The organism is Streptomyces diversicolor, from assembly GCF_057537855.1.
The window spans coordinates 140,119-157,926 of record NZ_BAAJXA010000012.1 but is presented as its reverse complement, the minus strand read 5'-3'; the positions used below and the strand labels follow the sequence as shown (position 1 = coordinate 157,926).

Here is a 17,808-nt window from a genome sequence, read left to right as displayed (position 1 = left end):
CCGGCTGCGCCAAGGCGGCCCCTGGCTGCACCGGGTCGGTCCCGGCTACACCGGGTCGTAGGCGCGCTCGACCTTCTGGGTGCCGGTGCGTGTGCGGTACGAGCGCGCCCAGGAGGAGGTCGCGTCCGCGGCGGTGCGGTCGGACAGGGTGTAGTAGTCCATCTGCGCGCGGTCGGCGGTGAGGTCGAGGACGCCGTAGCCGTGGCGGTCGGTGTCGACCCAGTGGACGTGCCGGTTGGCGGCGCGGATGATCGGCGCGGCGACCGCCGAGACGGTGCCCTCGGGGACCTTCACGATGTCGTCGAGGTTGTCGGAGGTGACCGAGGTGACCACGAACTCGGTGGCGGCCGACGGCGACAGCGGGTAGGTCCCGGCGTCCACGGGCACATCGTTGGCCCAGGCCATATGGATGTCGCCGGTGAGGAAGACCGTGTTGCGGATGGCGTTCGAGCGCAGATGGGCGAGGAGTTCGCGGCGGTCGTCGGTGTAGCCGTCCCACTGGTCGGTGTTGAGGGCGAGCCCTTCCTGGGGAAGGCCGAGCAGCTTGGCGAGCGGCTTGAGCAGATCGGCGGTCAGCGAGCCGACCGCGAACGGCGCGATCATCACCGAGTTGCCGACCAGCCGCCAGGTGGTGTCGGACGCCTTCAACCCGGCCTTCAGCCAGTCGAGTTGAGCGCGGCCGGTGATCGTGCGGTCCGGGTCGTCCACCGCGCCGCTGCCCGTGGAGACCTGCTGCGAGCGAAAGGAGCGCAGATCGAGCAGGGACAGGTCGGCGAGCCTGCCGAAGCGCAGCCGGCGGTAGGTGGTGCCCTCCGTGGCCGGGCGCACCGGCATCCACTCGAAATAGGCATGCCGGGCGGCGGCCTGGCGGGCGCTCCAGGTGCCCTCGGCGCCCTCGGTGTGGTTCTCGGCGCCGCCGGACCAGGCGTCGTTGGCGAACTCGTGGTCGTCCCAGATCGCGATGACGGGCGCCTGCTGGTGCAGGGCCCGCAGATCGGGGTCGGTCTTGTACGCGCCGTGCCGGGCGCGGTAGTCGGCGAGCGTGGTGATCTCGTGCGTGGGGGTGTGCGGGCGGACGACCCGGCCGCGGGTCCCGTAGTCGCCGGACCCGTACTCGTAGATGTAGTCGCCGAGGTGCAGCCAGGCGTCCAGGTCGCCGCGCGCCGCGAGATGGCGGTACGCGGCGAAGTGGCCGGCCTCCCAGTTGGCGCAGGAGACCACGCCGAAGCGCAGGCCCGTGACGGTCGCGTCCGCCGCCGGCGCGGTGCGGGTGCGCGCCACCGGGGAGTCGGTGCCGCCGGCCGAGAAGCGGAACCAGTAGTCGGTGCCCGGCCTCAGGCCGCGGATGTCGGCCTTGACGGTGTGGTCGGCCGCCGCCGTCGCGGTCACGGAGCCCCGGGCGACGACGTCCAGCAGGGCCTTGTCGCGGGCGACGACCCAGCTGACCTCGGTGTCCGGGCCGATGCCGGAGCCGGGGACGGCATCGGCGCCCGGGGTCACCCGGGTCCACAGCAGGATGCCGTCGGGCAGAGGGTCGCCGGAGGCGACGCCGTGCAGGAAGGCGGGGGCCTGGGCGGCGGCCCGGGCGGGCAGCGCGGCGGCGAGTGGGGCGGCGGCTATGGCCGCGCCGGCGGTGGCCGCGGCGGCCTTGACGACCGTACGGCGGCGTGGCGAGGGGGAGTTGGTGCCCTCGGATGCTCTGTATCGACTGGTCACGACCGATCAGGTTACTGATCGGTATGAACGAGAGCGGGCGAACGGGGGAAGTTCGCCCGCTCTTCATCCGGGGGCCCGGTCCGGCCGGGCGTCAGCCCTTGAGGGCGGCGTCCACGACCCGGTTGAAGTCGTCCACCGTCATGGGCGGATTGCCCTGGCTGTCGGCGGTGAGCGTCTTGCCGTCCATGACGAAGCTCGGGGTGCCCGTCACGCCGTCCTTGTTGGTGTCGAAGGTCTTCGACATGGCGAGGGCCCAGGCGTCGTAGGTGCCGTTCTTCACCGCGTCCTGGAACTTGGTGTTGCCCTTCAGCGCCGGCACGGTGTCCGCGACCTCGATGAGGTAGTCGTCGCTCTTGAACTTGTCGTCGGTCTCCTGCGGGTGCCACTTCGCCGAGTAGAGGGCCGCCTTGTAGTCGAGGAACGCCTCCGGGCTGACGTTCAGCGCGGCGCCCATGGCGCTCATCGCGTTCTTGGAGCCCTCGCCGTTGCTGCCGACCTTGCCCTTGCCCAGCGAGTCGCCGTCGAGGAAGGTGCCGCCGATGTACTGGATCTTGAACTTGCCGTCGTCGATGTCCTTCTTCAGGGTCGGACCGACGGTCTGCTCGAACTGGGCGCAGACCGGGCAGCGCGGGTCCTCGAACACCTTGAGGGTCTTCTTGGCGCTGCTCTTGCCGATCTCCACGGTGGTGCCGTCGGTGCCGGTGGTGTTGGCCGGGGCGACGACCTTGTCGTCCTTCTGGGCCTCCCAGTAGCTGGGCTTGTTGGCCTGGACGACGGCGAAGCCTATGCCGCCCGCGGCGGCGAGCACACCCACCACCGAACAGGCCACGACGAGCTGCCGCCTGATCTTGGCGCGCTTGGCCTGCCGCTCGCGTTCCTCGCGCAGCCGCTCCCGGGCCGCCGTCTTCGCCGCCTGGCTGTTCCGCTTGCTCATATTGGTGATCTCCATGTGGGACGCGCACATGTCGTACGCGGGATACGTGTGAGGGGACTTCTGGTGCTCAGCTGTGTCCGGCCCGCCGCGACGGGCCGGCGGCCTCGCTCAGGCGAGGGCCGAAGAGCCCGACGGGGCCGGAGGGCACGAGCACGGCGGTCCACGCCGTCCCAGGGAGTGCACGAGGAGCCGGTCGCGGGCGGCGGCCGCCCGCGGCGCGGGACGCGGCAGCCGGCGCGCCGGAACGAGCCGCACCGTCACCGCCACCGCGGCCACCGCCAGCAGCAGCGGCCGGAACGTGGTGGCGGCCACCGCGCGCAGCAGCTGCGCCAGCGCCCGCTCGCCGCGGCGCAGCCAGCAGGCCGCGAGGAGCCCCACGCCGACATGCGCGGCGAGCAGCAGCCAGGCGGCGGCCGGGTCGGCGTGCGCGAGCAGCGCGGAGGCGCGGCCGGGGCCGCCGGTCACCTGGGCCAGCGGGGCGCCCACGGTGCCGCCCTGGCACAGCACGTCAAGGCCCACCGCGCGCAGCGGGCCGGCCACCGGGCCGCCGGCCCGCCCGTAGCAGGCGTGCTGGCCGGTGGTGAACACCGTGTCGGCGGCCAGCTCCAGCGGAATCAGCAGGGCCGCGATATGGCCGAAACCGCGTTCTCGGCCCGCGAGCGCGTACGCGGTGACGAAGACGCCGGCGGCGACCGCGGCCACCGTCGGCAGGGGCAGCGGGGCCCGTGACAGCAGCACGTGCGAGGCGGTGCTGAGCGTCACGACGAAGGCCGTGAACAGCGCCGCGCGCACGGCTCTGAGCTGGGTCCCGGATATGTCCATAGCGCTGGAGAGTCTGTCACGTCCTCATGTAAGAGACCCCTAAAGGGTGCCTGTGAGTTCGGCTGGTCACAGCCCCGGGATCCGGCCGTTGCGGAACAGGTCGACGAAGATCTGGTGGTCGGCACGCGCGCGTGCGCCGTAGCGGTGGGCGAAGTCGGTCAGCAGCGCGGAGAAGCCGTCCTCGTCGGCGGCGATCGCCGCGTCGATGGCCCGCTCCGTGGAGAACGGCACCAGGGACTCGCCGGAGGTGTCGTCCGCCGCGGCGTGCATCGTCGCGGTGGCCCGGCCCAGGTCGGCGACGACGGAGGCGATCTCCTCCAGGTCGTCGATGTCGCCCCAGTCCAGGTCCACGGCGTACGGCGAGACCTCGGCGACCAGCTGGCCCGCGCCGTCCAGCTCGGTCCAGCCCAGCCACGGATCGGCGTGCGCCTGCAGCGCACGCTGGGAGATGACCGTGCGGTGGCCCTCGTGCTGGAAGTAGTCGCGGATCGCCGGGTCGGTGACATGCCGGGAGACGGCCGGGGTCTGGGCCTGCTTGATGTAGATCACGACGTCGTTCTCCAGGGCGTCGCTGTTGCCCTCCAGGAGGATGTTGTACGACGGCAGCCCGGCCGAGCCGATGCCGATGCCGCGCCGCCCCACGACGTCCTTCACGCGGTAGGAGTCCGGGCGCTCCAGCGAGGACTCCGGCAGCGTCTCCAGATAGCCGTCGAAGGCGGCGAGCACCTTGTAACGGGTCGCCGCGTCCAGTTCGATGGATCCGCCGCCGGGCGCGAAGCGGCGCTCGAAGTCGCGGATCTCGGTCATCGAGTCCAGCAGTCCGAAGCGGGTCAGCGAGCGCGCGTCACGCAGCGCGTCCAGCAGCGGACCCTGCGCCGTGTCCAGCGTGAAGGGCGGCACCTCGTCGCGCTTGGCGCCGGTGGCCAGGGCGTGGACGCGCTCGCGGTAGGCGGACGCGTACACGGCGACCAGGTCGGTGATCTGCTCGTCGCTCAGCGCCTTCGCGTACCCGATGAGGGCGATGGAGGCGGAGAAGCGCTTCAGGTCCCAGGTGAATGGGCCGACGTACGCCTCGTCGAAGTCGTTGACGTTGAAGACCAGGCGGCCGTTGGAGTCCATGTAGGTGCCGAAGTTCTCCGCGTGCAGGTCGCCGTGGATCCACACGCGCGAGGTGCGCTCGTCCAGGTACGGCCCGGCGAGTATCCGTCCGGCACCCCGCTCGGCGTACTCGGCGTCGAGGTCGTGGTAGAAGAGGCACGCCGTGCCCCGGTAGAACGCGAACGCCGAGGCCGCCATCTTCCGGAACTTCACGCGGAACGCGGCCGGGTCGGCGGCCAGCAGCTCGCCGAAGGCGGTGTCGAAGACGGCGAGGATCTCCTCGCCGCGCTGCTCGTCGTTGAGCTGGGGGACCGACATCGCTGGGTGCCTCCTGGTGCGGATGGTGCGTGACATGGGGGCGGATCTTCCTCCCTCCCGGCAACGTGCGACGGGTCGGGGGAGTGCCCGTGCTCTCGGGATGAAGGTACGCGGGGCAGCCCGCCGGGTGTCAGTGCCGAGGCATAGACTTCGACGCTGTCCCCCCGGACCGTCCGCAGCCGATCGGAAGATCGTCGACGATTGTTTCCTTTGGAGGCCGAAACCGTGTCGAAGCCGCCCTTCACGCACCTGCACGTCCACACCCAGTACTCGCTGCTGGACGGTGCCGCGCGGCTCAAGGACATGTTCAACGCCTGCAATGAGATGGGCATGACCCACATCGCCATGTCCGACCACGGCAACCTCCACGGGGCGTACGACTTCTTCCACTCCGCGAAGAAGGCCGGGGTCACCCCGATCATCGGCATCGAGGCGTACGTCGCCCCGGAGTCACGGCGCAACAAGCGCAAGATCCAGTGGGGTCAGCCGCACCAGAAGCGGGACGACGTCTCCGGTTCCGGCGGTTACACCCACAAGACGATCTGGGCGGCGAACAAGACGGGCCTGCACAACCTCTTCCGGCTCTCCTCGGACGCGTACGCGGAGGGCTGGCTGCAGAAGTGGCCCCGCATGGACAAGGAGACCATCGCCCAGTGGTCGGAGGGCCTGATCGCCTCCACCGGCTGTCCGTCCGGCGAACTCCAGACCCGGCTGCGCCTCGGCCAGTACGACGAGGCGCTGAAGTCGGCCGCCGAGTACCAGGAGATCTTCGGCAAGGACCGCTACTTCCTGGAGCTGATGGACCACGGCATCGACATCGAGCGCCGGGTCCGCGACGGCCTCCTGGAGATCGGCAAGAAGCTCGGCATCCCCCCGCTGGTCACCAACGACTCGCACTACACGTACGCGCACGAGGCGACCGCCCACGACGCGCTGCTGTGCATCCAGACCGGCAAGAACCTCTCCGACCCCGACCGCTTCAAGTTCGACGGCACCGGCTACTACCTGAAGTCCACGGACGAGATGTACGCCATCGACTCCTCGGACGCCTGGCAGGAGGGCTGCCGCAACACGCTGCTGGTGGCCGAGCAGATCGACACCACGGGCATGTTCGAAAAGCGCGACCTCATGCCCAAATTCGACATCCCCGAGGGCTACACCGAGGTCACCTGGTTCCAGGAGGAGGTCCGCCGCGGCATGGCGCGCCGCTTCCCCGGCGGCGTCCCCGAGGACCGCCAGAAGCAGGCCGAGTACGAGATGGACGTCATCATCCAGATGGGGTTCCCGGGCTACTTCCTCGTGGTCGCCGACTTCATCATGTGGGCCAAGAACAACGACATCGCGGTCGGCCCCGGCCGCGGCTCGGCGGCCGGTTCCATCGTCGCGTACGCCCTCGGCATCACCGACCTCGACCCGATCCCGCACGGCCTGATCTTCGAGCGGTTCCTCAACCCCGAGCGCATCTCGATGCCCGACGTCGACATCGACTTCGACGAGCGTCGGCGCGTCGAGGTGATCAGGTACGTGACGGAGAAGTACGGCGCCGACAAGGTCGCCATGATCGGCACCTACGGCACCATCAAGGCCAAGAACGCGATCAAGGACTCCGCGCGCGTGCTCGGCTACCCGTACGCGATGGGCGACCGGATCACCAAGGCCATGCCCGCCGACGTCCTCGGCAAGGGCATCCCGCTGTCCGGCATCACCGACCCGCAGCACCCCCGCTACTCGGAGGCCGGCGAGGTCCGCGGGATGTACGAGAACGAGCCGGACGTGAAGAAGGTCATCGACACCGCGCGCGGTGTGGAGGGCCTGGTGCGGCAGATGGGCGTGCACGCCGCCGGCGTGATCATGTCCAGCGAGACCATCACCGAGCACGTCCCGGTGTGGGTGCGGCACACGGACGGTGTGACCATCACGCAGTGGGACTACCCGAGCTGTGAGTCGCTGGGCCTGCTGAAGATGGACTTCCTGGGCCTGCGCAACCTCACGATCATGGACGACGCGGTCAAGATGGTGAAGGCCAACAAGGGCGTCGACATCGACCTCCTCGGCCTCCCGCTCGACGACCCGACGACCTTCGACCTGCTCCAGCGCGGCGACACCCTCGGCGTCTTCCAGTTCGACGGCGGCCCGATGCGCTCGCTGCTGCGCCTGATGAAGCCGGACAACTTCGAAGACATCTCCGCCGTGTCCGCCCTGTACCGGCCGGGCCCGATGGGCATGAACTCGCACACCAACTACGCGCTGCGCAAGAACGGCCAGCAGGAGATCACGCCGATCCACCCGGAGCTTGAGGAACCCCTCAAGGAGGTCCTGGACGTCACCTACGGCCTGATCGTCTACCAGGAGCAGGTGCAGAAGGCCGCCCAGATCATCGCGGGCTACTCGCTCGGCGAGGCCGACATCCTCCGCCGTGTCATGGGCAAGAAGAAGCCCGAGGAACTGGCGAAGAACTTCACCATCTTCCAGGCCGGCGCCCGCAAGAACGACTACAGCGACGAGGCCATCCAGGCCCTGTGGGACGTGCTGGTCCCGTTCGCCGGCTACGCGTTCAACAAGGCGCACTCGGCCGCGTACGGACTGGTGTCGTACTGGACCGCGTACCTCAAGGCGAACTATCCGGCCGAGTACATGGCCGCGCTGCTGACCTCCGTCAAGGACGACAAGGACAAGTCGGCGGTCTACCTCAACGAGTGCCGCCGCATGGGCATCAAGGTGCTCCCGCCGAACGTCAACGAGTCCGAGTCGAACTTCGCCGCGCAGGGCGACGACGTGATCCTCTTCGGCCTCTCCGCGGTGCGCAACGTCGGCACGAACGTGGTCGAGTCGATCATCAAGTGCCGCAAGGCGAAGGGGAAGTACGCCTCCTTCCCCGACTACCTCGACAAGGTCGACGCGGTGGTGTGCAACAAGCGCACCACGGAATCGCTCATCAAGGCGGGCGCCTTCGACACGATGGGCCACACCCGCAAGGGCCTCACCGCGCAGTACGAGCCGATGATCGACAATGTGGTCGCGGTCAAGCGCAAGGAGGCCGAGGGCCAGTTCGACCTCTTCGGCGGGATGGGCGAGGACACCGGGAGCGAGCCCGGCTTCGGCCTCGACGTGGAGTTCACCACCGAGGAGTGGGAGAAGACCTATCTGCTCGCCCAGGAGCGGGAGATGCTGGGTCTGTACGTATCCGACCACCCGCTCTTCGGCCTGGAGCACGTGCTGTCCGACAAGGCCGACGCGGGCATCGCCCAGCTCACCGGGGGCGAGCACGCGGACGGCGCGGTCGTCACCATCGGCGGCATCATCTCGGGCCTGCAGCGCAAGATGACCAAGCAGGGCAACGCCTGGGCGATCGCCACGGTGGAGGATCTGGCGGGCTCCATCGAGTGCATGTTCTTCCCGGCCACGTACCAACTGGTGTCGACCCAACTCGTCGAGGACGCCGTGGTGTTCGTCAAGGGCCGGCTCGACAAGCGCGAGGACGTGCCGCGGCTCGTCGCGATGGAGCTGATGGTCCCGGACCTGTCCAACGCGGGCACCAACGCGCCCGTGGTGCTCACCATCCCGGCGCTCAAGGTGACCCCGCCGATGGTCAGCCGCCTCGGCGAGATCCTGAGCCACCACAGGGGCGACAGCGAGGTCCGGATCAGGCTCCAGGGCCCGCGCAAGACGACGGTGCTGCGGCTCGACCGGCACCGGGTGAAGCCGGATCCGGCGCTGTTCGGCGACTTGAAGGTGCTGCTCGGCCCGTCCTGCCTGGCCGGCTGACCTCCCGCCGCGGCCGACCGCGCGGCGGGCCCGGCGGCCCGTACCGCCGACGAGGGGCGCACCCGTGCAGGGTGCGCCCCTCGTGTGCCTGGGTCGCGAAGGCCCCGTCGGGCCGTCGCGAGTCCGAGCCGGCGCGCGTCAGTTGTGGCCGAAGCTCTTCTTCTGCTTACGGGCACCATCCGCCGGGCCGCCCTGGGCGTGCGCCATCGACGCCTCGTGGGACTCCGTCGTCGTCCGCGGCGACTGCTGCCGGGCCTGCTCGGTCTGCGCGGCGCGGTTCTGCGGGGCGGCCTGCTTGCGGTTCTTGTTCTTGGCCATGGTGATCTGCCTCCTGTGGGGAACTAGGGGTCAGGGCCGCCATCAGATTCACATAGGCTGACAACAGTCGCATTTCGGATAATTACCGTGCGTGACAGGGCAGGTCGGGACAAACAACCCGGATACGCCACGCCGAAGATCGAGTTCGAGCCGTTAACCCTCGCGTGGTCGGGCAGACTCGAAGCACAGCCTGAAGCAAACCTCCCGGGAAGAGGGTGAGTCGCGTGGACCGCTGCATCGTCCTGGTGGACGCTGGGTATCTGCTGGGGGCCGCCGCCAGTCTCCTCGCCGGTGAGCCCTCCCGCTCCCGCATCACCGTCGACCACGCCGCGCTCATCCAGGCGCTGCGCGAACGCGCCGAGGCCGACACGGAACGGCCGTTGCTGCGCATCTACTGGTTCGACGGCGCCCCCGACCGGGTCCCGCAGCCCGAACACCGCCGGCTGCGCGTGATGCCCCGCGTCACCGTCCGGCTCGGCGCCCTGACCCGCAGCGACGGACGCTGGGCGCAGAAGGGCGTGGACGCGGCCATGCACGCCGAGCTGACCGAACTGGCCCGCAACCGCGCCTGCTCCGACGTCGTCCTGGTCACCGGCGACGGCGACCTGCTGCCGGGCATGATGGCCGCCAAGGAGCACGGCGTCGCCGTCCACCTGTGGGCCGTACAGGCCGCCGACGGCGACTACAACCAGTCCGAGGACCTGGTCGCCGAGGCCGACGAGCGGCGCGTCCTGGACCGTACGTGGATCACCAAGGCCGTACGCGCCAAGGAACTCACCGGCATCTGCGCACCGCCGCCCGCGCCCCGGCCCGAGATCGCCGCGATCCTCTCCGCGCCGCTGCCCGAGTCGGCGCTGACCGCCGCCGAACCGCCCGCCGCCGAGGACGCCGAGCGTGCGCCGGCGGCCGGGTCGGCGCAGGACGGCGCGCAGGAACGGGTGCCCGCGCCCAAGGGCGTACCCACCCCCAAGGACCTCGCCGCGCTGCGCGCCCCCGGCGCCCAGGCCGTCCAGCACCCCGCGACCGCGACCCTGCGCTGGTCCTCCGACAAGGGCTGGGTGGACCGGCCCGGCCTCCCGGCCGAGTCCCCCGACGCCGCCTCCATGCCGACGCTGGCGCAGCTGACCACGGCCGAGCAGCGCTGGGCCGACCGGGAGGAGGACATCACCACGGTCGGCGGCGACCCCTACGAGGTCGGGCAGGTCTTCGCCCGGCGCTGGATGTCCCGCCTCGGTGACACCGGCCATCTGCAGAAGCTGTCCGGCATGTACCCGCGGGTCCCGCACCGCATCGACGGCGAGCTGCTGAGGTACGCCGCCCGCTTCGGGCTCCTCGCCCACAAGGACGACCAGATCGACGAGCACGACCGTTACGCCATCCGGGCGGGGTTCTGGCGGGAGATCGACGTCCGCACCGCCGCCGAGCACGGCCCCGGCGCGGAGCGGGCCGAGCCGACGGCCCCCAACGCAGAGCGGGCGCCGCGCACCCCTTAGGCTCGTCCCTTGTGATGACGCGCGCGGCACAGGCACCTCGGCACCGGGATGACGTCGTGTGCGCGGTGCGCGGACTGACCAAGACCTATCCGGCGGTGCGCGGACGGCGCGGCGCCGCCGGCACGCCCGAGGTGCGCGCCACCGACGCGGTGGACCTGGACGTCCGGCGCGGCGAGATCTTCGGACTGCTCGGGCCGAACGGGGCCGGCAAGTCCACCCTGGTGCGGCAGGTGACCGGGCTGCTCAGGCCGGATCACGGCGGCGTCGAGATCCTGGGCCATGACATCGTGCGCCACCCCGAGCGGGCCGCCCGCATCCTCGCCTACCTCGGCCAGGAGTCCACCGCCCTCGACGAGCTGACCGTGTCCCTGGCCGCCGAGACCACCGGGCGGCTGCGCGGCCTCGACGTACGCCAGGCCCGCGCCGAGCGGGACGCCGTACTGGACGAACTGGGGCTCGCCCCGATCGCCGGGCGGGCCCTGAAGAAGCTGTCCGGCGGGCAGCGGCGGCTCGCCTGCTTCGCCGCCGCGCTGGTCGGCGAGCGCCCGCTGCTCGTCCTCGACGAGCCGACCACCGGCATGGACCCGGTGGCCCGGCGCGCGGTGTGGGCGGCCGTCGACCGGCGGCGCGCCGAGCACGGCACGACCGTGCTGCTGGTCACCCACAACGTCATCGAGGCCGAGACCGTCCTCGACCGGGTCGCCGTCCTCGACCGGGGCCGGGTCATCGCCTGCGACACCCCCGCCGGACTCAAGGAGCGGGTGGCAGGCGAGGTGCGGGTGGAGCTGGTGTGGCGGGAGCGGGCGCCGCTGGAGGTGCCCGAGGTCGCCGTGCTGCGGGACCAGGCCGTGGAGTCCGGCCGCCGCTGGACGCTGCGCCTGGGGCCCGAGGAGGCCAGGGCGGTCGTCGCCACGGTCACCGGCGGGGCCGCCTTCGCCGCCCTGGACGACTTCACCCTCGCCACGCCCAGCCTGGAGGACGTCTACCTGGCGCTGGGCGGCGCCGCGCGGCAGGGGCTGGTGAAGGCATGACCGGGACCCCGAGGAGCGTGGCGCGCACGATGAGCGCCGGGGCCGTCGCGTCCGTACCGTCCCCGTGGGACGGCCCGGCCGCCGTGGGGGAACCGGGCGTCGCAGGGAAGAGGAGCAGTACGACGTGAGCGTCACACCCGTGAAGGTGCCGGCGGGCAGGGCCCCGACCGTGGCGGACACGGCCGGCGGCCCGGCCCGGCTCGGACCGCGCGCGCGGCTGTGGCCGTCGCTGATGGCCGTCTACCGGGCCCAGCTGTCCCGGGCCCGGGTGGCGCGGATCCCGCTGCTGTTCGTCGCGACCTTCCAGTCGGTCGGCATCATGATCATGATGCGGGGGGTGGTGGACACCCGCGGCGAGGCGCAGTCCGTGGTGGCCGGTTCGTCGATCGTGGTCGTCGCCTATGTGGCGCTCAACCTGCTCGCCCAGTACTTCGGGCAGCTACGGGCCAGCGGTGGGCTCGACCACTACGCCACGCTGCCGGTGCCGCCCGCGGCGGTGGTACTGGGCGCGGCGGCCGCGTACGCGTCCTTCACCGTGCCGGGGACCCTGGTGACCGCCGTGTTCGGCTGCCTGCTGTTCGGGCTGCCGCTGACGAACCTGTGGATCCTGCTCGCGGTGATCCCGCTCGCCGGAGCCGCGCTCGCCGGGCTCGGCGCGGCCTGCGGACTGCTCGCGCCGCGCCCCGAACTGGCCACCCTGCTCGGACAGTTGGGCATGTCGGCGGCTCTGCTGCTGGGCGTGCTGCCGCCGGACCGGATGCCGGAGATCGTCCGGCTGGCCCGCGATCTGCTGCCGTCCACCTACGGCGTCGAAGCGTATGCGCGGACCTTCGGGGACCGCCCCGACTGGGCCCTCGTCCTCGCTGACCTGGGCGTGTGCGCCGGGGTCGGGGTGATGTCACTGGCCGTGGCGACCTGGGCGTACCGCCGGGCCGCCGTCCGATGACGCGCCGCACAGGCCGGCCTGGCACGATGTCAGGGTGACCGCACCGCTGACTCCGCCTCCGCCGCCCCCCGACCAGTCCCCGCACCAGGTCTGGCAGGCGCCGCCCGACGGTGCGGTGGGCGGCGCGTACGAACAGGACGGTCCCGGAATGAAGTCCGAAGTGCGCGAGGCCGTGGTGGTCACCGTCGCCGTGGCGCTCTGCGGGGTGCTGCTCGGCCTGCTGTGGTGGTGGCTGGCCCCGCATGTGCCGCTGGTCGGGGACCAGGTGGGCAAGAACTGGGTGGTCTACCTGAAGGACAGCGAGGGGGAGCAGGCGATCGGCGTCGACGGCACGTTCACGCTGCTGGCCCTGGCCTTCGGCGTGGTCAGCGCGGTCGTCGTCTTCCTGGCGCGACGGCGCGGCGGAATACCGCTCGTGGTGGGGCTGGCCGTCGGCGGACTGCTCGGATCGCTGCTGGCGTGGCGGCTCGGGGTGTGGCTCGGGCCCACCCAGGACGTGATCGCCCACGCGAAGTCCGTCGGCAAGGGCGTGACCTTCCCGGCCCCGCTGAAGCTGGGCGCGCTGGGAGTGCTGCTCGCCTGGCCGGTCGCCGCGCTGGTGATACACCTCGGCCTGACAGCCCTCTTCGGCCCCCGCGACCCCGACCCCTACCAGCAGAGCCCGGACCCCCGCCACGCCCCGTACACGGCACCCCCGGCCTAGACACGCCCCGCACCGGGCATGTGACCCGGGTCCTGGGCCGGGTCGGGGCGGGTGGCCGGAGGCGGGGCTGTGTGTGCCGGCCGGGTTGTGTGGTGTGTGGGCGGGCTATGCCGGGCGGCTTCCGTGGTTGGCGCGCCGCTTCTTGGTGCGCCACCTGCGTTTTCTGGTCTTCTTCGACATGTCTCCTCTGCTTAACCGAGGAGACGGCGCCCGTCGAGGGGTCACGCACGCCCGATGGGCGCGCGGACCGCGTCGGTGAGCGCGGCCAGATCGTCGGGGGACAGCTCGACCTCCAGGCCGCGGCGGCCCGCCGAGACACAGATCGTGGCGTGGGCGGACGCCGACTCGTCGAGGACCGTACGGAGCTGCTTGCGCTGGCCGAGCGGGGAGATGCCGCCGCGGACGTAGCCCGTGGTGCGTTCGGCCAGCGCCGGATCGGCCATCACCGCGCGCTTGCCGCCCACCGCCGACGCCAGCTCCTTGAGGTCGAGGGAGCCCGCCACCGGGACGACCGCCACGGTCAGCGCGCCGTCGACGTCCGCGACCAGGGTCTTGAAGACGCGGTCGGGGCAGACGCCCATCGCCTCGGCCGCCTCCTCGCCGTAGGAGGGATGGGCCGGGTCGTGCTCGTAGGAGTGGACCGTGAAGGCCACGCCCGCGGCGGTGAGCGCCACCGTCGCCGGGGTGCCGCCCTGCTGCTTCTTCTGCTTCTGCTGCTTCTTCGGCGTCTTCGCCATCGGCTTGTGGGTCTCAGTTCAGGCTGGTCGGGCCGCGCGTCAGGTCCGACGCCGGCAAGGACGGCAGATTACGGATGATGGCCGTCTCCGCGCGAAGGAGTTTCAGCTCGTCCCGCAGCCGGGAGGCGGTGTCCGGGGCCTGGAGCAGACGCTGCTTCGTCGGGGTGTCCAGCATCATCGCCGCCGCCACGAGATAGGAGACCACCGACGGCTCGTCGGGCAGGTCGGAGCCCGTCGACAAGGACCGCTCCCGGGCCCCCGCCAGCCGCTTCTGGTACTGCCGGAACGCCCGCAGCACTCCCTCCGCCAGGGCGCCCGCGCCGTCGCCCGGCACCTCGGGCAGCTCCTCCAGCTCGGCGGTCAGGAACGGCCCCGACGCGTCCACCGACAGCAGCCGCACCCGCCGCGTCCCGGTCGCCAGCACTTCGAAGGTGCCCCCCGAGCGTTCCCGGATCGTCGCGGCGTCCGCCACACAGCCCACGCCGTGGAAGGCCCGGACCGGGTCGGCGCCGAAACCGGCGGCCGGGCCGCGCTCGGGCACCGCCGTGGGGTCCGGCATGCCCGGTGCGCTGGGCGCCACCTCGTGGCCGTCGCGGATCGCCACGACGGCGAACCGGCGCGGCTCGTCCTCGGCGGTCTTCAGCAGCTCGCGCATCATGGCGCGATAGCGCTCCTCGAAGATGTTCAGGGGCAGCACGAGCCCCGGGAACAGTACCGAGTTCAGCGGGAAGAGGGGGAGACGGACGGTGGTCACGGCGTCACAGCCTAATGGTCACCGGAGGCGGCATGTCCGCCGTGCTCACTCCGTGGTCGTCGGGGACCCGCTGCGAGGCCGCCGGGGAGAGGGGATCAGGCCGTCCCGGGTGGGCTGGCCGGCCCCCGCGGGAAGCTCCTCACGCAGCCGCAGGAACAGCCCCAGCGGGTCGTCCGACACCCGGTCCCAGGGGAAGGACGTGACGTACGGGCCGATCAGGCGGAACTGGTCCAGGGCGTCCGCCCCGCGGTCCAGGCACACCAGGACGTACGCCAGGAGATTGCGCACCTCGGCCGGCCACGGGTCGGCCGCCGGATACCGGGCGGAGAGCGCGATCGCCCGGTCCGCGGCGGCGTCCAGACGCTCCGGGGGCACTCCGGCGCCCGGGCCGAGGCAGACGAGGGCCGCGTGCGCCGGGAGTGCCTGGACGAGCGCGCCGGGCGGCGCGTCCTGGGCGGCCGACTCGGCGAAGTCGAGGCATTCCCCGTGCGAGCCGTGCCAGGTGGCGGCGAGGTAGCGCAGGGCGGCCACGTGGCAGCCGTAGTGGTGCGGGGAGCGGCGGACCGCCTCCGTCCACAGGCGCTCGAAACCGGTGTGACCGGCGCGGGCGCCGCGCGCGTGGTCCAGCGCGATCCGCCACGGCACCGGGTCGCCGGGATCGGCCTCGGTGGCGGCGGCGACCAGCGGGCACACCCCGTGCAGCAGTTCGGCCCGTGCGGGGGAGTCCCAGCACCGGTCCACCGCGAGCTGGGCGCGCAGCAGCAGGGCGTCCGGGTCGCCGGGGGCGCCGGCGTGCCACTGCTCGGCCCACTCGGGGCGGGAGCGGGCGAAGGCGGCCAGGCGCCGTACGTAGCGGTCGCGGTCCTCCCACTCGGCGGCGTCGCGGGTGGTGGCGAGCAGCTTCGCCGCGGGCTCGTACTCGCCCCGGCCGGCCGCGACCAGCGCGGGGGCCAGCCGCTCGTCGGGCGCGTCGAGCAGCACCTCGTCGTCGGCCGACGGTGCGTCGCCGTGGCGCGAGGCGGTTCGGGACCTCCGTGCGGAACGGAGCAGCGCGCGCAGCAGAGCCATGGTGTCGACCATTGAAAGTCCGCAGGTCGAGGCGGCGCCAGGGGCTTCACACAACCCACGGAAAGTTGTACGCCCCCGGGTCAAGTGAGGGTAAAAGGCAACGCTTGCCCCCTTCTGACACAGCCCCCCGAACGCAGCGCGACCAGCCCCCCGCAGGGGCGCGGGGAACTGCGCGCCCAGCCCCCACGCACCCGCAGCCAACTCACGACCCCCACGGCCCAGCCCCTACGCACCCGCAGCCGCCCCACGACCTGCGCCCCGCAGGGGCGCGGGGAACTGCGCGCCCAGCCCCCACACACCCGCAGCCAACACACGACCCCCACGGCCCAGCCAGCGGAGCTACCCGCAGCCAACTCACGACCTACAACGGCCCAACCAGCGGAGCTACCCGCTACCCCCGGCGGAGCAGCCGCGTAGCCCCCGCCGCCACCGTGGTCGCCAGGATCCAGCCCAGCAGGACCATCGCCGCGGCCAGCCACTGCCAGCCGCCGCGCAGCTGCCACTGGCTCGCCTGCCCCAGGTCGATCACCGGCAGCAGCAGGTCCAGGGCGAACAGGGCCGGGCTCCAGCCGGGATGCCCCGAGTTCATCGGCTCCAGGGTGGTGTGCGCGAAGGCGAACGCGCCCGCCGCCCACAGCACCGCCATCCACACGGCGGCCCGGCCCGGCCGGTACCCGTAGGCGACCGTCCAGTCCTGGGCGTACCCCCACAGCTTGCCGGCCAGCGGCAGCGTCTCCCGGCGCCTGCGCTGCTTGGCGAGCAGCACCTCGCGCGCGTCCTCGTCCTCGCCGGCGCCGCGCAGCACCGCGGCCAGCCGCTCGTACGGCTCCGGGTTGTACTCGGCGGTCGCCGCCGCCACCCACTCCAGCCGCCGGGTCAGCGGGAACGGGCCCCGCGGCACCAGGGTCTCGTAGCCGAAGCCGCCCATGTGCAGATTGCCCGGCCCCGGCCAGCTGCCCGCCCGGTCCACCAGGGTGACCACCCGCGCACCGGACAGCACCACCTTGCCGTGCTCCGGCCGCTCCCCGAGGAAGCGCAGCTCGGGCGTCTGCACCCGGCGCAGCGACAGCTCCTGCTCGTCGGTGAAGACGAACCGGGCCCCTTCCAGGTCGACCGCGTCCCCGAACCGCCCGTCGTCGAGCCGTACCCCGCCCTGGCACTCGAACCGCTGGATCCGGGTGCCACGGGCGGGCGTGGTGCCGCTCAGCAGCGGGTTGCCCAGGCCGGCCGGGGTCAGGTACAGGGTGCGTTCCACGGTCAGCTGGGGCGCGTTCAGGGCGAGGCGGGTGTACGGGTTGGCCAGCCGCGCGCCGCGCAGGCTCAGCGACACGCCGACCTGGGCGCTGCGCAGCCGCAGCTCGCCGTGCGACTCAAGCAACTCCGCCTGGAGGTCCTGCCCGACGGTCAGGCCGTCCGCGGCGATCGAGCGGCCCGTCCGGTCCCGGTAGACGACGGCCTGGTTGAGCAGCAGGTCCGTGCCGATGTGCGCGTCGGTCAGCCGGACCCCGTTGTGGAACCGGCAGCGCGGCAGATGCAGATCGCCCTCCGTGTGCACGCGGGCCGCCTCCAGGCGCGGCACCGAGCAGTCCACCAGCCGTACGGTCGTGAACCGGGCCTCCGGCAGCAGCACGTCCCGCTCGAACCGGCAGCCCTTCATCTCGACGTACGGCGTGACCGTGCCGCCCGCCAGGTCCAGGGTGCCGATGATCCGCAGCCCGGCCAGCTTCAGGGACGACACCCGGCCCGCCAGCGCGGGCGGCCCGTCGAGCAGCAGCCAGGCGATGATGCGGGCCCGCACGCTGCGCTCGGGCCCCCAGGGGTGCCCGCCGTGCGGATCGTCGACGACGCCGTCCCCGCTGCTCAGGTCGTAGACGCTGCCGTTGCGGAACGCCTGCCACATCCCGGCCTCGGCGGCGGTCAGCTCGTCGGGCACGTCCCCGGCGCGCAGGCCGGTCCCCTCGCTCACCGCTGTTCCCTCCTCCTTTACGGATTTACGGTCATGCTCACGATCATGTCCGCGGTCGTGTTCGCGGTCACGCGCGGGTCCACCCCGCCGTGTACCACCGGTCATGCCCGCTGTGTGACGCGCCGAACGCCGTAGGTGA

14 protein-coding genes are annotated in these 17,808 nt (G+C 72.0%); 5 read left to right on the top strand and 9 right to left on the bottom strand.

Translation table 11 applies throughout. From position 1 onward, the window contains the following. Nucleotides 1-45: 45 nt before the first annotated feature. From AC27LF_RS16640 to AC27LF_RS16625, 4 genes are all read right to left on the bottom strand, one after another. The gene (locus tag AC27LF_RS16640) at nucleotides 46-1,716 is read right to left on the bottom strand and encodes an alkaline phosphatase D family protein (RefSeq protein WP_479657678.1); all 1,671 of its coding nucleotides are present in this window, start codon (nucleotides 1,714-1,716) and stop codon (nucleotides 46-48) included. Between the two features lie 91 nt (nucleotides 1,717-1,807). Then, complete coding sequence (locus AC27LF_RS16635) at nucleotides 1,808-2,650, bottom strand: thioredoxin domain-containing protein (protein WP_479657677.1); 843 nt, start codon at nucleotides 2,648-2,650, stop codon at nucleotides 1,808-1,810. A gap of 108 nt (nucleotides 2,651-2,758) precedes the next feature. After that, nucleotides 2,759-3,472, bottom strand: a complete 714-nt coding sequence (locus AC27LF_RS16630) for a hypothetical protein (RefSeq protein ID WP_479657676.1) — start codon at nucleotides 3,470-3,472, stop codon at nucleotides 2,759-2,761. 66 nt (nucleotides 3,473-3,538) lie between these two features. Continuing rightward, nucleotides 3,539-4,888 (bottom strand): DUF2252 domain-containing protein, encoded by a 1,350-nt coding sequence (locus AC27LF_RS16625; protein ID WP_479657675.1) that lies wholly within the window; start codon nucleotides 4,886-4,888, stop codon nucleotides 3,539-3,541. A 225-nt stretch (nucleotides 4,889-5,113) separates the two neighbouring features. Between AC27LF_RS16625 and dnaE the strand changes: the two genes are divergently transcribed. Next, nucleotides 5,114-8,653, top strand: a complete 3,540-nt coding sequence (gene dnaE, locus AC27LF_RS16620; RefSeq protein WP_479657674.1) for a DNA polymerase III subunit alpha — start codon at nucleotides 5,114-5,116, stop codon at nucleotides 8,651-8,653. Between the two features lie 138 nt (nucleotides 8,654-8,791). Here the strand turns inward: dnaE and AC27LF_RS16615 are convergent, their stop codons facing one another. Then, complete coding sequence (locus AC27LF_RS16615; protein ID WP_479657673.1) at nucleotides 8,792-8,971, bottom strand: hypothetical protein; 180 nt, start codon at nucleotides 8,969-8,971, stop codon at nucleotides 8,792-8,794. Nucleotides 8,972-9,195: 224 nt separating this feature from the next. Here AC27LF_RS16615 and AC27LF_RS16610 point away from each other — a divergent pair, with 224 nt between their 5' ends. The 4 genes from AC27LF_RS16610 to AC27LF_RS16595 all read left to right on the top strand — a co-directional run bounded on the left by AC27LF_RS16610 (nucleotide 9,196) and on the right by AC27LF_RS16595 (nucleotide 13,144). Then, a complete protein-coding gene (locus AC27LF_RS16610; protein ID WP_479657672.1) occupies nucleotides 9,196-10,464 on the top strand; it encodes an NYN domain-containing protein in 1,269 nt (422 codons plus the stop codon). A 56-nt stretch (nucleotides 10,465-10,520) separates the two neighbouring features. Continuing rightward, nucleotides 10,521-11,495, top strand: a complete 975-nt coding sequence (locus AC27LF_RS16605; RefSeq protein WP_479657720.1) for an ABC transporter ATP-binding protein — start codon at nucleotides 10,521-10,523, stop codon at nucleotides 11,493-11,495. A gap of 139 nt (nucleotides 11,496-11,634) precedes the next feature. Next, complete coding sequence (locus AC27LF_RS16600) at nucleotides 11,635-12,441, top strand: ABC transporter permease (RefSeq protein WP_479657719.1); 807 nt, start codon at nucleotides 11,635-11,637, stop codon at nucleotides 12,439-12,441. A 34-nt stretch (nucleotides 12,442-12,475) separates the two neighbouring features. Beyond that, on the top strand, nucleotides 12,476-13,144 hold the full coding sequence (locus AC27LF_RS16595) for an AAA family ATPase (RefSeq protein WP_479657671.1): 669 nt from the start codon (nucleotides 12,476-12,478) through the stop codon (nucleotides 13,142-13,144). A gap of 221 nt (nucleotides 13,145-13,365) precedes the next feature. On the opposite strand, the gene ybaK is transcribed toward AC27LF_RS16595, so the two are convergent. The 4 genes from ybaK to AC27LF_RS16575 form a co-directional block, all read right to left on the bottom strand. After that, entirely contained in the window at nucleotides 13,366-13,881 is a 516-nt protein-coding gene (gene ybaK / locus AC27LF_RS16590; RefSeq protein ID WP_479657670.1) for a Cys-tRNA(Pro) deacylase, read from the bottom strand. A 13-nt stretch (nucleotides 13,882-13,894) separates the two neighbouring features. After that, on the bottom strand, nucleotides 13,895-14,635 hold the full coding sequence (locus AC27LF_RS16585) for an LON peptidase substrate-binding domain-containing protein (protein ID WP_479657669.1): 741 nt from the start codon (nucleotides 14,633-14,635) through the stop codon (nucleotides 13,895-13,897). 45 nt (nucleotides 14,636-14,680) lie between these two features. Further along, nucleotides 14,681-15,703, bottom strand: a complete 1,023-nt coding sequence (locus AC27LF_RS16580) for a hypothetical protein (protein WP_479657668.1) — start codon at nucleotides 15,701-15,703, stop codon at nucleotides 14,681-14,683. A gap of 391 nt (nucleotides 15,704-16,094) precedes the next feature. Next, nucleotides 16,095-17,669, bottom strand: a complete 1,575-nt coding sequence (locus tag AC27LF_RS16575) for an oxidoreductase (protein WP_479657667.1) — start codon at nucleotides 17,667-17,669, stop codon at nucleotides 16,095-16,097. Between the last annotated feature and the right edge of the window lie 139 nt (nucleotides 17,670-17,808).

What these genes read in the sequence shown, in the direction of transcription:
- AC27LF_RS16635 (WP_479657677.1), bottom strand. Translation starts at nt 2,650, where the DNA reads ATGAGCAAGCGGAACAGCCAGGCGGCGAAGACGGCGGCCCGGGAGCGG.
- AC27LF_RS16630 (WP_479657676.1), bottom strand. Translation starts at nt 3,472, where the DNA reads ATGGACATATCCGGGACCCAGCTCAGAGCCGTGCGCGCGGCGCTGTTC.
- AC27LF_RS16625 (WP_479657675.1), bottom strand. Translation starts at nt 4,888, where the DNA reads ATGTCGGTCCCCCAGCTCAACGACGAGCAGCGCGGCGAGGAGATCCTC.
- AC27LF_RS16615 (WP_479657673.1), bottom strand. Translation starts at nt 8,971, where the DNA reads ATGGCCAAGAACAAGAACCGCAAGCAGGCCGCCCCGCAGAACCGCGCC.
- ybaK (WP_479657670.1), bottom strand. Translation starts at nt 13,881, where the DNA reads ATGGCGAAGACGCCGAAGAAGCAGCAGAAGCAGAAGAAGCAGCAGGGC.
- AC27LF_RS16580 (WP_479657668.1), bottom strand. Translation starts at nt 15,703, where the DNA reads ATGGCTCTGCTGCGCGCGCTGCTCCGTTCCGCACGGAGGTCCCGAACC.